The 12,963-nt window shown below is 66.4% G+C and carries 17 protein-coding genes; 11 read left to right on the top strand and 6 right to left on the bottom strand.

The window, feature by feature from the left end; genetic code table 11:
- The first annotated feature begins 32 nt into the window (after positions 1–32).
- The 3 genes from AAFN89_RS05170 (at position 33) to AAFN89_RS05160 (ending at position 1,197) form a co-directional block, all read left to right on the top strand.
- Positions 33–458 carry an OsmC family protein gene (locus AAFN89_RS05170; RefSeq protein WP_347536597.1) on the top strand — a complete coding sequence of 142 codons (426 nt, stop codon included), beginning with the start codon at positions 33–35 and terminating at the stop codon, positions 456–458.
- A gap of 243 nt (positions 459–701) precedes the next feature.
- Complete coding sequence (locus AAFN89_RS05165) at positions 702–947, top strand: hypothetical protein (RefSeq protein ID WP_347536595.1); 246 nt, start codon at positions 702–704, stop codon at positions 945–947.
- Between the two features lies 1 nt (position 948).
- Entirely contained in the window at positions 949–1,197 is a 249-nt protein-coding gene (locus AAFN89_RS05160) for a hypothetical protein (RefSeq protein WP_347536593.1), read from the top strand.
- On the opposite strand, the gene AAFN89_RS05155 is transcribed toward AAFN89_RS05160, so the two are convergent.
- Positions 1,181–1,945, bottom strand: coding sequence for a hypothetical protein (locus AAFN89_RS05155; protein WP_347536591.1), 765 nt, complete (start codon positions 1,943–1,945; stop codon positions 1,181–1,183). The two genes, AAFN89_RS05160 and AAFN89_RS05155, sit on opposite strands and share 17 nt — an antisense overlap.
- A 135-nt stretch (positions 1,946–2,080) precedes the next feature.
- On the opposite strand from AAFN89_RS05155, the gene AAFN89_RS05150 reads away from it, so the two are divergent.
- Both AAFN89_RS05150 and AAFN89_RS05145 read left to right on the top strand, forming a co-directional pair.
- On the top strand, positions 2,081–3,295 hold the full coding sequence (locus AAFN89_RS05150) for an argininosuccinate synthase (RefSeq protein WP_347536589.1): 1,215 nt from the start codon (positions 2,081–2,083) through the stop codon (positions 3,293–3,295).
- Positions 3,296–3,317: 22 nt separating this feature from the next.
- Positions 3,318–4,370 carry a patatin-like phospholipase family protein gene (locus AAFN89_RS05145; RefSeq protein ID WP_347536587.1) on the top strand — a complete coding sequence of 351 codons (1,053 nt, stop codon included), beginning with the start codon at positions 3,318–3,320 and terminating at the stop codon, positions 4,368–4,370.
- 4 nt (positions 4,371–4,374) lie between these two features.
- On the opposite strand, the gene AAFN89_RS05140 is transcribed toward AAFN89_RS05145, so the two are convergent.
- The 4 genes from AAFN89_RS05140 to AAFN89_RS05125 all read right to left on the bottom strand — a co-directional run bounded on the left by AAFN89_RS05140 (position 4,375) and on the right by AAFN89_RS05125 (position 6,934).
- Entirely contained in the window at positions 4,375–5,079 is a 705-nt protein-coding gene (locus AAFN89_RS05140) for an NnrU family protein (RefSeq protein ID WP_347536585.1), read from the bottom strand.
- Positions 5,079–6,059, bottom strand: coding sequence for a magnesium/cobalt transporter CorA (gene corA, locus AAFN89_RS05135; protein ID WP_347536583.1), 981 nt, complete (start codon positions 6,057–6,059; stop codon positions 5,079–5,081). Before corA ends, AAFN89_RS05140 begins: the two co-directional genes overlap by 1 nt.
- Positions 6,060–6,099: 40 nt before the next feature.
- Positions 6,100–6,387: a YggT family protein gene (locus tag AAFN89_RS05130; protein ID WP_347536581.1), complete on the bottom strand. Its 288-nt coding sequence runs from the start codon at positions 6,385–6,387 to the stop codon at positions 6,100–6,102.
- 85 nt (positions 6,388–6,472) lie between these two features.
- The gene (locus tag AAFN89_RS05125; RefSeq protein WP_347536579.1) at positions 6,473–6,934 is read right to left on the bottom strand and encodes an MmcB family DNA repair protein; all 462 of its coding nucleotides are present in this window, start codon (positions 6,932–6,934) and stop codon (positions 6,473–6,475) included.
- Positions 6,935–7,058: 124 nt separating this feature from the next.
- On the opposite strand from AAFN89_RS05125, the gene mscL reads away from it, so the two are divergent.
- The 6 genes from mscL to AAFN89_RS05095 all read left to right on the top strand — a co-directional run bounded on the left by mscL (position 7,059) and on the right by AAFN89_RS05095 (position 12,163).
- Complete coding sequence (mscL, locus tag AAFN89_RS05120) at positions 7,059–7,526, top strand: large conductance mechanosensitive channel protein MscL (protein WP_347536577.1); 468 nt, start codon at positions 7,059–7,061, stop codon at positions 7,524–7,526.
- A gap of 79 nt (positions 7,527–7,605) precedes the next feature.
- A complete protein-coding gene (locus tag AAFN89_RS05115; protein ID WP_347536575.1) occupies positions 7,606–7,947 on the top strand; it encodes a hypothetical protein in 342 nt (113 codons plus the stop codon).
- A gap of 267 nt (positions 7,948–8,214) precedes the next feature.
- Positions 8,215–9,561 carry a TolC family outer membrane protein gene (locus AAFN89_RS05110; protein ID WP_347536573.1) on the top strand — a complete coding sequence of 449 codons (1,347 nt, stop codon included), beginning with the start codon at positions 8,215–8,217 and terminating at the stop codon, positions 9,559–9,561.
- A gap of 141 nt (positions 9,562–9,702) precedes the next feature.
- Entirely contained in the window at positions 9,703–10,431 is a 729-nt protein-coding gene (locus AAFN89_RS05105; protein ID WP_347536571.1) for a trypsin-like serine protease, read from the top strand.
- Between the two features lie 107 nt (positions 10,432–10,538).
- Positions 10,539–11,093 carry a DUF882 domain-containing protein gene (locus AAFN89_RS05100; RefSeq protein ID WP_347536569.1) on the top strand — a complete coding sequence of 185 codons (555 nt, stop codon included), beginning with the start codon at positions 10,539–10,541 and terminating at the stop codon, positions 11,091–11,093.
- Positions 11,087–12,163, top strand: a complete 1,077-nt coding sequence (locus AAFN89_RS05095; protein ID WP_347536566.1) for a glycosyltransferase family A protein — start codon at positions 11,087–11,089, stop codon at positions 12,161–12,163. Before AAFN89_RS05100 ends, AAFN89_RS05095 begins: the two co-directional genes overlap by 7 nt.
- Here the strand turns inward: AAFN89_RS05095 and AAFN89_RS05090 are convergent.
- A complete protein-coding gene (locus AAFN89_RS05090) occupies positions 12,148–12,960 on the bottom strand; it encodes a PhnD/SsuA/transferrin family substrate-binding protein (protein ID WP_347536564.1) in 813 nt (270 codons plus the stop codon). The two genes, AAFN89_RS05095 and AAFN89_RS05090, sit on opposite strands and share 16 nt — an antisense overlap.
- Between the last annotated feature and the right edge of the window lie 3 nt (positions 12,961–12,963).

Here is a 12,963-nt window from a genome sequence, read left to right as displayed (position 1 = left end):
TGTAGATCCGACCGCAACAGGGAGATAGAGAGATGACCACGCGCACGGCGACCGCCGAATGGACCGGCGGCCTCAAGGACGGCTCCGGCACGATGGCGCTGGGATCGGGCGCCTACAAGGGCGAGTACGGCTTCAAATCCCGCTTCGAGAGCGGCCCCGGCACCAATCCGGAAGAGCTGATCGGCGCCGCCCATGCCGGGTGCTTCTCCATGGCGTTCTCGCTGATCCTCGGCAATGAGGGCTTCAAGCCCAAACGCATCCACACCACCGCCAAGGTGCATCTGGAATCGAAGGATGGCGGATTCGCCATCACCCGGATCGAGCTGGAGAACGAAAGCGCGGTGGACGGCATCGAGAACGCCAAGTTCCAGGAACTGGCCGACGTGGCGAAGCAGAACTGCCCGGTGTCGAAGGCTCTCGCCGGCGTCGACATCCAGCTAAGGGCGAAGCTGGCCTGAGGGCCCCTCGAAACCGTCATGCCGGACTTGATCCGGCATCCATGCGGCATCGATGCCGGCCGGAACCGTGGCCTCTCTTGCACCGACGGCGAAGCGGCCACGGCCCATGGATTCCGGATCAAGTCCGGAATGACCAATAAAGAAACCTCATGCACGGAAGGCATGAGGAAATCCTGGGAGACTTGAGGCGGGACAGGGGCTAGGGTGCCGGCAATCCTCTGAACTTCTGAATATACATCCGAAATGGAAACCGACTTGGCCGCCGGCGCGATCGCCTGGTATCGCGACCCGCTGACGATCCACTTCATCATGGCGGCGGCCGCCCTGTGGCCGCTGGCGCGCATCCTGAAACGGGCGGGGCTCGCCCCGGCATGGGCGGTGCTGATCGCGGTCCCGGTGCTGGGCCCGGCGCTGATCGGATCGGCGCTGGTCTTCCAGCGCTGGCCCAATCGGCCGGCCGCTCCCGCACGCCCCCGGCGGAGACGCTGAGATGCAGTCCTTCGGAGAGATGCTCTATTTCTTCAGCGACATGGCGCCGTGGCTGAGCCACCTCATCATCTCGGTGGCGATCACCTACACGCTCTGCATCTTCGGGATCGTCTTCCTGCGCGCGGGACGGTCGCCGCTCTGGGTCTTCGTCTTTCTCATCCCCTATGCGGGCGTGGTCGCGCTCTGGGTGCTGGCCTATGTCCGCTGGCCGGGCACGGAGAAGGCCGGCGACGCTACCGACCCGCGCTGACCTCCTCCACGATCATGCCGGCGATACGGCCAACCTTGTCGGACCGCTCCTCCGCGATTCGCCGCAGGATCGACAGCACGCTATCGTCCTGGCGGGCGTTCGCCTCCAGCGACCAATAGGCGCCGACGGCCGCGACCGTGTCGATCAGCGGATTCTCTCCCGGCACGGCCGTCACCTCACCCGCCGCCAGCTCCGCCTCGTCCAGGGCCGCCAGCCGCCCGGCCACCCGCTCCACATAGAGCGCATCGCCGGTGGCGAAGAAGGACATCCACATCACGTCCAGTTCCGGATGGGTGCGCGGGTCCATCGTCGGGAACGGGTAGGGCTGCATCGCCCTTATCCCTTCCCAGACGCCATCCGGCAGCGCGCCCGCACGGGCAAGCCGGTCGAGCGCGACCGCCGAACCGGACATGCCGGATCGCGCGATGGCGATGGCGGCTACCAGCGCTTTCTCCGGATCCTCCGCCGAAATCGTTCGACCGATCAGCCTGTCGGCCGCATCCGGCGCTTTGTGCAGCACATGGGCGTAGAAGGTGGAAAGCAGCACGATTCCATGTTCGCGCCGGGCCGCATCGTCGGTCGGGAGATAGCTGTCGAAATCGAGCGCCGCCAGCCTGTCGACCGCTTCCGCCGGGTCGGGCGACCGGTAATAGCCGGCGATGAAGGAATCCATCGTGATCGGCTGGGCGAGCGCCGCGCCGGTCGCCATGACAAGGATCAGCAGGGCGCGGAAGAGGGGGCGGAGCATCGGGTTCCCTGGGATCGGATTGCCGGGCCGCTGATTCTGCCCGCTCCCGCCTTGGCGCGCCAGCCTTGATGCGGACCGGCCCAGGCCCTAATGTGCCGCCGTTTTTTGCCCATCAGAATCCGGAAAGTGCTGTCCATGAGCGGTGAGATCAAGCGCGTCGTCCTGGCCTATTCGGGAGGGCTCGATACCTCCGTCATCCTTCGGTGGCTTCAGGACACCTACCGATGCGAGGTCATCACCTTCACCGCCGATCTGGGCCAGGGCGAGGAGGTGGAGCCGGCGCGCAAGAAAGCGGAGATGATGGGCGTCAAGCCCGAGCACATCTTCATCCGCGATTTGCGGGAGGAGTTCGTGCGCGACTTCGTCTTCCCGATGTTCCGGGCGAATACGCTCTATGAGGGCACCTACCTTCTGGGTACCTCCATCGCCCGGCCCCTCATCTCCAAGCATCTGGTGGAGATCGCGGCGGAGACGGGGGCCGACGCCGTTTCCCACGGCGCGACCGGCAAGGGCAACGACCAGGTGCGGTTCGAGCTGGGGGCCTATGCGCTGAACCCGCATATCAAGATCATCGCGCCCTGGCGGGAATGGGATCTGAACAGCCGCACCAAGCTGCTGGCCTATGCCGAGGAGCGGCAGATCCCGATCGCCACCAGCAAGCGCGGGGAACCGCCCTACTCCACCGACGCCAACCTGCTGCACATCTCCTATGAAGGCCGCATCCTGGAGGACCCCTGGGAGGAGCCGCCGGAGGACATGTTCACCCGCACGGTCGCGCCTGAGGATGCACCGGACAAGCCGGCCTATGTGGAGGTGGAGTTCGCGGGCGGCGACCCGGTCGCGATCGACGGCAAGAAGCTGTCGCCGGCGGCGCTGCTGACCCGCCTCAACGAACTGGCGGGCCAGCATGGCGTCGGACGGCTGGATCTGGTGGAGAACCGGTTCGTCGGCATGAAGAGCCGGGGCGTCTACGAGACGCCGGGCGGTACGATCCTGCTGACCGCCCATCGCGCCATGGAATCGATCACGCTGGATCGCGCCGCGGGGCACCTGAAGGACGAGCTGATGCCCCGCTATGCGGAGCTGATCTATAACGGCTTCTGGTTCGCGCCGGAGCGGGAGGCCCTCCAGGCGCTGATCGACAAGACCCAGGAGAAGGTGACGGGGATCGTCCGGCTGAAGCTCTACAAGGGCTCCGTCACCGTCGTAGGCCGCAAGAGCCCGAACAGCCTCTACCGCCTGGACTACGTGACCTTCGAGGAAGACGAGGTCTACGACCAGCGCGACGCCGAAGGCTTCATCAAGCTGAACGCGCTGCGCCTGCGGCTGGGGGCGATGGCCGGGAAGTAGCCCGGCCGCGAAGGGCGGCGGCATGGCCCGCCAAAAGAACCGGCCAAAGGACCGGCGCGAGGAAGCGAAGACCCTCAACCTCGCGCTCCAGGGCGGCGGCGCGCACGGCGCCTTCACCTGGGGCGTGCTGGACCGGCTGCTGGACGAGGACGGGCTGACCCTCGAAGGCATCAGCGGCACCAGCGCCGGGGCGATGAACGCCGCGATGCTGGCGATCGGCTATGAGCGGGACGGTCCCGCCGGCGCGAAGGCGATGCTGGAGGAATTCTGGCGCGCCGTTTCCGACGCCGGGCGGTTCAGCCCGCTCCAGCGCGGCCTGTTCGACGGGCTGGTCGGCAATCCCTGGAACCTGGATTATTCGCCCGCCTTCCAGTTCTTCGACGCGCTGACGCGCGCCGTCTCCCCCTATCAGTTCAACCCGATGGATTTTAACCCGTTGCGCGACGTGCTGGAGCGGGTGATCGATGAGGGCGAGCTACGGGCTTGCCGCAGAATCAAGCTGTTCGTCTGCGCGACCAATGTCCGCACGGGCAAGGCGCGCATATTCGCCGACGGCGACCTTTCCATCGACGCTCTGCTGGCATCGGCCTGCCTGCCGACGGTCTATCGGGCGGTGGAGATCGACGGGGAGGCCTATTGGGATGGCGGCTATATGGGCAATCCCGCCCTTTACCCGCTGATCTACAATTGCCGCAGCCCCGACATCGCGATCGTCCAGATCAACCCGCTGACACGCGACGAGATCCCCAAGTCGGCGGCCGACATCGCCAACCGGGTGAACGAGATCAGCTTCAACTCCACGCTGATGCGCGAGGTCCGCGCGATCGCCTTCGTCCAGAAGCTGATGCGCCGCGCGCAGCTTCCGCCCACGGACTACAAATACGTCAATCTGCACATGATCGGCGACGAGACCGGCATGGCGGGGCTTGGCGTCGCCAGCAAGCTGAACGCGGACTGGGCATTCCTGACGCAGTTGAGAGAATGGGGCCGCGCCGCGGCGGATGGCTGGCTGGCGGCGAACCGCGCCGGCATCGGGGTGGAGACGACGATCGACCTTGAGGAGACCTTCCTCTGACCCCTCAGCCCGGTATGGGGGAAACCCCGAGCAGCCATGCGTGGCCGTGAAGCAGCAGGGCATAGAGGACGACCACCAGCGCCAGCCGCGCCGCGCCGAATTCCTTCATCGCCCTGCCCAGGCTCTGACGGCCCTGCATCATGGCCACGAACGGCAGGTTCGAGGTCGCGAGTTCGAAGGAGGCGAACGTGGCGCCCTTCCGGGTCCGGTGCTTCAGGTCGATCAGCATCGATCCCAGAAGCGCCAGGACCGCGAGCGTCCCGAAGAACAGCACCGATGCCGCGTCGCCATTGGCGATCAGATGGCCCAGCGCCCAGAGGCCGATGCCCCACATGACCGGATTGCGCGTGATGCGCAGGACGCCGCGGGCCGGCACCGGATCGTCAAGCTGGCCGTGCCCGCCGACGGCGGTGGGGTTCCGCATCGTGACGCCGCCGACCAGCAGGACGAGCGACAGCGGCATGAGGACGATCGTCAGATAGTTCCCCCACGGGTAAGCCGACCAGAGGAGCACGCCCGGCGACGCCGTCACATAGGCCCAGATCAGCCAGACGAACTGCGCCGCGGCGATCAGGGAATAGAGGCCGAGATAGGCGCTTTCCCCCAGCCGCTCCGCCAGCCGTTCGCGAAGGCCGGTGCTCGACAGGCCGAAATGCACCGCCAGCAGCGCCAGTCCGGCGACGGCGAGGTTGAGGGTCGCGCCGGTCATCAGAGCCAGCCCCGGCGGCGGAAGAACCACAGGGGCAGGACGGCGGACGCCAGCATCAGCGCCAGCGCCATCGGGTAGCCGAACGGCCAGGACAGTTCCGGCATGAGGTCGAAATTCATACCGTAGATGCTGGCGATCAGGGTCGGCGGCAGGAAGGCGACGGCGGCGACGGAGAAGATCTTGATGATCGCCGTCTGTTCGATATTGATGACGCCGAGCGTCGCGTCGAGCAGGAACGATATCCGCTGGGACTGGAAGTTCGAATGTTCGGAAAGGGAGCGCAGGTCGCGCTGCACGGTCTTCAGGCGCACCCGGACATCCTTCATCCCCTGCACTGTTTCGGTGCTGGACAGGTAGGCGGCGATCCGCTCCAGCCCGGCCAGGCTGTCGCGCATCTTGCCCATCAGTTCCCCCGACCGGCCAATGACGCGCATCACATCGTGGAGTTCCGCCTCCGGGTGCCGGCGCGGGGAAGCGGCGTCGGCGCGGAAGATCCGCTCCGACAGGCTCTCCAGCCTCTTGGCGATCAGTTCGACGACATCGGCGCAGCGGTCGACCACCGTTTCCAGCAGGCTGACGAGCGTTTCGTGGGCGTTGTCGCACAGATCCGGCTGGCGCTGCAGCCGCTGGACGAAGATCGGGATGCTCTTGGGATCGACGAAGCGCAGCGTCACCAGCAGGCGCGGCGTCAGGACGAAGGTCATCGCGCCCAGTTCCGGCCGGCCCGAATCGGCCTTCGCCACGATCGGCGCGGTCATGAAGCTGATGCCGTCCTCGACATAGATCCGGCTGGAGGCCTCGATCTCCTCCATGTCCGCGCGGGTCGGCAGGTCGATGGAGAGGATGTCGGATAGGTATGCCCGCTCCTCCTCCGACGGGTGCAGCGCATCGATCCAGATCGCGTCGGCCGGCGCTTCGTCCCCCGGCGACAGGTCCCGGTCCACGACCCGCCCGTCGCGACGGCTGTAAGCTTTGATCATCGCTTCGCCTCCCGGACAATCGGATCGGAAGAAGGAATCTTTAGAGCAGGCGGAACCAGTATTCGCGCAGCAGGTTGCGCACGAAACCGATCAGCAGCAGCAGCACGACCGGCGACAAATCGATGCCGCCCAGATTGGGCATGAAGCGCCGGATCGGCCGCAGCGCCGGCTCGGTCAGGCGGTAGAGCACATCGCCGATCGTATAGACGATGCGGTTGCTGGTGTTGACGACGTTGAACGCGACCAGCCAGCTCAGGATCGCCGAAATGATGATGATCCAGAAGTAGAGAGCCAGGATCGAATCGATCAGGAAGAACAAGGACTGCATCGCGTCCACCCGTTGCACCGGAAAACGGCCAAGAAGCTAGCCCGTAGCGTGCGGGCGGACAAGAGCGGCCGGCGGCGTCGGGCGGTCAGCCCGCCAGCGGCAGCCCCGGATCCTCCGCCAGATGAAGGCGCGCGCCGGCGACCATGGCGAGCCTGAGGGTCAGCGCCTTCCGCCTGGCGCCGGCCATCTTCATCGCCGGCGCGTCGCGCAGGACGATCGCGCCATAGGCGTCGGCGACCAGGATGCCGCTGTCGTCGGGCAGTATGTCGACCGGAAAAGTCTCGCCGACCGCGAAATAAAAACGGTCGCAGAATGGCGCGTATTCATGCCACTTCCGGTCGGCGCGGAAGTCTGCGATGGAGCTTTTCACCTCCACGATGGTCAGGCACCCAGCCGCGTCCACGGCCATGACGTCCGCCCGGCGGCCGGTCTTCAGCGTGAACTCCGTCACGCTCGCCATGCCGAGCGCCGCCAGCCATCGTCGCACCCCGCGCGTTATCAGCGCGGTGGCGGGCATGTCCAGCCTTCCGTTCGTCATTTGTTCCATACGGGCGATCCTAACAGCGGCGGCGTTTGGACTCCAGCCTGTCGGCGCTTGTCGCGCCCCCGCCGCCATGGGATGATTCGTTCGTCGCTGGGCGACGCCAACCAACGGATCCGGGGGAATCACCATGTTGAAGGAATTCCGGGACTTCGCGCTGCGCGGAAACGTCATGGACCTCGCGATCGGGATCATCATCGGCGCCGCGTTCGGCGCGATCACGAAATCCCTTGTCGCCGACATCCTGATGCCGCCGATCGGGCTGCTTCTGGGCAATGTCGATTTCTCTAACCTGTTCATCAACCTGACCGACCAACCGGTCGACAGCGTCGCCGCCGCGCAGGAAGCGGGAATAGCCACGATCAATTACGGCCTGTTCCTGATGGCGATCATAAACTTCCTGATCATCGCCTTCGCCGTGTTCCTGCTGGTCAAGCAGATCAACCGGCTGAAGAAGATGACCGAGAAGCCGGCGGCCCCGCCCGCCGAAACCTCCAAGACCTGCCAGTTCTGTATGTCCTCGATTCCGATCAAGGCCGTCCGCTGCCCGAACTGCACCTCCCATCTGGAAACCGCCGGGGCGGCTCCGGCCGAATAATCCCCGCCCCGGTTGACCGACCGCCGCCGGACGCTTCATCCTCCCGTCCGTCATGGGGATGAGAGGCGGAGACGGTCGAATGAGGATGCGCGCGGCGGGGCTGGGGGCGGTGATGGCGGGCTGCATTCTCGGCGGCTGCACGACGGACGCCGCGCCCGATCCAGTGATGGAGCCCGTATCCGCCGCGGCAGTCCCCGCTCCCGCGCCGGAACCCGATTCGGCCGAGTCGCCGCCGCCGGATGTCTGGAAGATCACCTGCTTCCGCGACAATGCGGTGGTGCTGGAGATCCCGAAGGTATACCGGATCTACCGGATCGTGGACGGCTACGGCATGTGGATCTATGAGACGCCCGAAGGCGTTCGCGTGCAGGGCAGGATGGGCAAGGGGCTGACCTGCGCCTACGCTCCGCTGGACACCTGATTTGCGGCCTCCGTCGCCGACTTGCTGCACTGCCACAAGTCTAGTGCATAAATGCAACACAAAAATCGCATTTTCGCTAAACCGTGGTTATGTGCGAATTAGGCTGTCCTTTTTAACCCTTTTTGAGTAATACGCGTTCAAAATCATGTAAATTTCAGGGGTGGGGTAGCTATGCTGAGCAATAGTTTCAATTCACGTTCCGTTCGCAGGACCCTGGCTGGCGGCGTCAGCGCCCTGGCTGTTGCATTTTTGCTGGGAGCCTCGCCGATGGCGGAGGCTCAGACGCTTGAGGAAGCGATCGGCTACGCCGTCGCGACCAACCCCGAGATCGGCGCCGCCCGCGCCAATCGGAGCGCCATCGATTTCGAGCTTGAGCAGGCGCGCGGCCTCTACCTGCCGCAGGTCGACCTGGAAGCCAGCATCGGCCCCGGCTGGAACAACGGGCCGGGCGAGCAGGAGAACGACAAGGACTGGATGATCCGGAGCGAGGCGTCGCTGGTCGTCCAGCAGATGATCTATGATGGCGGCGCCGCGGACAGCGAGATCGACCAGCAGGCGTCGCGCGTCGACGCCGCCGCCTACCGCGTCCTGGAGCGGGCGGAGTTCGTCGGGCTGGATGTCGTCCAGGCCTATCTGGACGTGCTGCGCCAGCAGGAACTGATCGAGATCGCGCGCGACAATCTGGAGGTCCAGCAGGGCATCGTCGGCGACGTGCAGCAGCGCGTCGACGCCGGGCGCAGCAGCACCGCCGATTCGCAGCAGGCGGCGGAGCGGGTGCGCAACGCCGAGGCGACGCTGGTCGATATCGAGCAGTCGTTCGAGGAAGCGCGGCAGACCTATCTCCGCCTGACCGACCAGCCGGCCGGCGATTTCTCCATGCCCGCCCCGGTGGCCGCGACAGTCCCGACGGACGAGGAGGAAGCGATCCGGACCGCGCTGGAGAACAACCCGACCCTGAAGGCGGCGCGGGCCGACATCGACACCGCCTACGCGCTCTACAATTCGGCGGAGGCGAACTTCCATCCGACCGTGGATCTGGAGGGCAGGGCCCGGACCGGCAATGATCTGGACGGGGTGGACGGGCGGGAAACCGATCTCTCCGCGCTCGTGGTGCTGCGCTACAACCTCTACCGGGGCGGCATCGACACCGCCAATCGGGAGGAGCAGATCCGCCGCATCGACGAGGCGCGGCAGGCGATGCTGCAGGTCGAGCGGGAGGTCCGCCAGCTGGTGCAGGGGTCGTACACGGAACTCGATTCCGCGTCCCGCCGGGTCGATATCCTGAACGAGCAGATCGCCCTCAGCGAACAGGTCGTTACCTCCTACCGCCAGCAGTTCGACATCGGCCAGCGCACGCTGCTGGACGTGCTGGATGCCGAGAACACGCTGTTCAACACGCGGGTATCCGCCGCGACCGCCCGCTATGCGGAGCTTTTCGCCCAGTACCGGGTGCTGGCCAGCATGGGGCAGCTTCTGTCCACCTTCGGCATCGAGCCGCCCGACGAGGCGACCGCCGCCGCGCGGGCGCGGTTCGACGTGCCGGAGACCCCGCCTTCGGAGGAGATGAGCCGGCAGGAGCAGCCGGACTGGCAGCAGGAAGCCGCCGCCCAGTGACGGGCGGCGCGCGGGCCGGATGAACCGGCAGGGAGAGCCGTGACCCTTCATCCGTTTCCGCGATGGTTTCTGCTATCGTTTTTGCGGCCGTCGTCAGGGCTTCTCCCGGCGGCGGCCGCGATCGTTTTCGCGCTGGCCGTCATGCTTCCGGCATGGGCCCAGACGCCGGGCCTTCCGGGCATCTTCGGAGCCGACAATCGGCTGGTGCTGGATTCCTCCCGCTGGCCGTGGAGCGCGATCGGCCGCGTCAATCTCGCCACCGGCGGCTTCTGCTCGGGTGTCCTGGTAACGCCGCGCCGGGTGCTGACCGCCGCCCACTGCCTCTACGATAAGGAGGTGGGCCGCTGGATACATCCTTCGGACATCCATTTCCTGCCCGGCTACGACCGGGGAAACTATGCCGCCCACGGCAGGGCGATCGACGTGACGCTGTCCGACTACACGCCCCCCGCCGACCGGCCCGACGCGGCCAGCCTGGAGCGCGACTGGGCGGTGATCCTGCTGGCCGAGCCGATGCCGATGCCACCGATCCCGCTGGTGGCGGTGAGCTACGACGACCTGAATGCGCAGAATCCGAGGCTGGTCCGCGCCGGTTACAGCCAGGACAGGGCCCATGTCCTCGCGGGGCACGATGGCTGCCGGCTCGCCGGCACTTCCCATCATGGCGGCCTGCTGCTCCATGCCTGCGACGGCACGTTCGGCGATTCGGGTTCTCCCCTGCTCGCCTTCGTGGACGGGCAGCCCGTCGTGATCGCGGTGACAGCGGCGGTCGTGCGGACTGCCGAAGGTGAGGCCCTGGGCGCGGCCGTGCCGGTCTCCACCATTCTGGCGGCGGTTCCGGATCTCCGTGTCGCCGCGCTGGACCGGTAGTCCGGCCCAGCCAAAGTAGTTTCTAATTTATATTTTCCACAAATTATCACTTTATTAGCACTACCCGCGCGAATATCCTCCCTTCCCTCAACCGGATGGAGGACGTCATGACGGTCGGTCGACGGCAGGTTCTGAGCGGAATTGCCGCGTCGGCTCTCCTTCTTGCCCGTCCCGCCCTGGCGGTAACCTCCGAAGAGGACGTGCGGGCGCTCCGCCTCTACAACCCCCACACCGATGAATCCTTCCGGGATATTTATTACGCAGACGGCGGCTATCTTCCCGACGCGCTGAGCCGGCTCGACGTCTTCATGCGCGACCATCATTCCGGCTCGGTCGGGCTGATGGACCCCGGTGTTCACGACATATTGTGGCGACTCCAGAATCGCTACCTCCAGGTCTATGGCCGGGAGGTCACGATCAACATCCATTCGGCCTTCAGGACGCGGGAAACGAACGAGATGCTGCGCCCGGAGGGGGCGGCGCAGAACAGCCTCCACATGCGCGCCAAGGCGGTCGACGTGTCGGTGCAGGGGCTGGGCATCTACTTTCTGGCGGACCAGGCCCCCCGCGTCGGGGCGGGTGGGTGCGGCATCTACATGCGGAGCCAGTTCGCCCATCTGGACACAGGCCCGAAGCGGAGCTGGACGCAGCCGCTATGGTGACCCCGCCGCCTGGCGCGGAGCCGCTGGTCAGCATCATCGTCAATAACCACAACTATGCCCGGTTCGTCGGCTGCACGCTCGACAGTGCGCTGGCCCAGACCTATCCGAGGATCGAGGTCATCGTCGTCGACGATGGATCGACCGATTCCTCGCAGGAGGTTCTGGAGACCTATCGCGACCGGTGCCGGATCATCCATCAACCCAATGGCGGCCAGGCCGCCGCCTACAATAGCGGCTTCGCCGCATCCTCCGGCGATCTGGTGCTGATGCTGGATTCCGATGACATCCTGGCGCCGACAGCGATCGAGCGGACGGTCGACTCGTGGCACCCCGGACTCGCCAAGATCCAGTTCCGGCTCAGCGCCGTCGACGCCGAGGAACAGCCTCTCGGCTACGACCTTCCGAACCTGCCGATGGGTAGCGGCGACGCCGGCGCGCTGCTGCGCCATTACGGCTACTACCCCGCACCGCCGGGCAGCGGGAACGTCTTCGCTCGCGCGGCCCTCCAGACTCTCATGCCGATGCCTGAACCCGAATGGCGGAACGGGGCCGACGGCTATCTCATCGGCCTCGCCCCCCTGTTCGGGGAGGTCGTATCGATCGAAGAGCCACTGGGCCTCTACCGCGTTCACGGCGCGAACAATTCGGAGGCGGGAGGTCTTTCGGTGCCGAAGCTGCGCCGCCGGTTGCGCAACGAACTCGACCGCGAACGGGCGATCAAGCGAATCGCCGGCGAGAGGGGGGAGACGATCGCCACGGCGCTGTCGTTGAACATCCCCGCCCATTGCAAGGCCCGGCTCTTCTCCCTGAAGCTCGACCCGGCCGGCCATCCCTATCCGGAGGATTCGAGCGCCGGCCTCGTTCTCTCCGGCATATCGGCGGCGTGGCGGTTTCCCCATATGCGGCTGCCGAAGAAGCTGGCGGCGACCTTGGGCTTTCCCCTGATCGCCATCGCGCCGCGCGCCTTCTTCAACGGCGACCTGCGCTTCTTCTTCCTGTCCGAACGGCGACGCGGATTCTTGTGGCAACAAGCGTCGTTCGTTGGCGGGATAGCTCAGCTTTTCCCCTGAAGGTCCGGCCAGGCAAGGGCACGCTCCGCCATGGCGGGAATCGCGGCGTAAGCCGCCATGTCCAGGAACTCCACCCCCTCGATCAGCAACGCTTCCCGGACATCGGCAAGGGCGGGGTCGGCGGCGGCTTCCGCCAGACCCGCGCGCAGGCGGACCAGCACATCCTCCGGCATGTCCGCGCGCGTCACATAGGGCAGGCCGGGCGCGGGCTCCGTCACGGTCAGCACCCGGACGCCCAAGACCGCCTGCGGCCGATACCGCGCCAGAAGCGCGAAGGTCACGGCGTCGATCGCCGCCAGATCGGCCGCCCCTTCCGCCACCGCCGCCAGGCTGGTCGCGTGCCCGCCGGTGAGGCGGACGGCGCCGAAGAAGCGGCCATCCCGGGCCAGGGGCGCTGTGAGGGTCGCCAGCGCGTTCCAGCCCGACTGGCTGTCCGGCTGATTGACCGCCGCGACCGCGCCCCGGAATTCCTCCAGCGCCGTCCCCGCCCGATCCCGACCGACGACGACCACGCTGCGATAGAATGGGCCGGAGCATCCTTCCGCCCGATAGCAGGGTGTGCCGATCGGCGTCAGCTTTCCGGCGAAGGCGTGAGTCAGGGGAAAACCACAGGTCTGGGCTAACAGCAACGACGGGTCGGTCCACAGCGCCGCCGGGTCGTCGGTCGGATCGCGACGATCCGGAACGTCCGGGACGCCGGCGCGGCGGAAGGCGGCGGCCAGCCCCGACCACCAGGCGTCGGTCGCCTCCGCGATTTCAGGAAAATCGTACATCGGCAGGCCGGCACGGCCCGCCATTCC

This window comes from Inquilinus sp. CAU 1745 (assembly GCF_039839375.1).
In the GTDB taxonomy this organism is placed as follows: domain Bacteria; phylum Pseudomonadota; class Alphaproteobacteria; order DSM-16000; family Inquilinaceae; genus JBDOQU01.
This window is presented reverse-complemented; position numbering and strand designations above follow the sequence as displayed.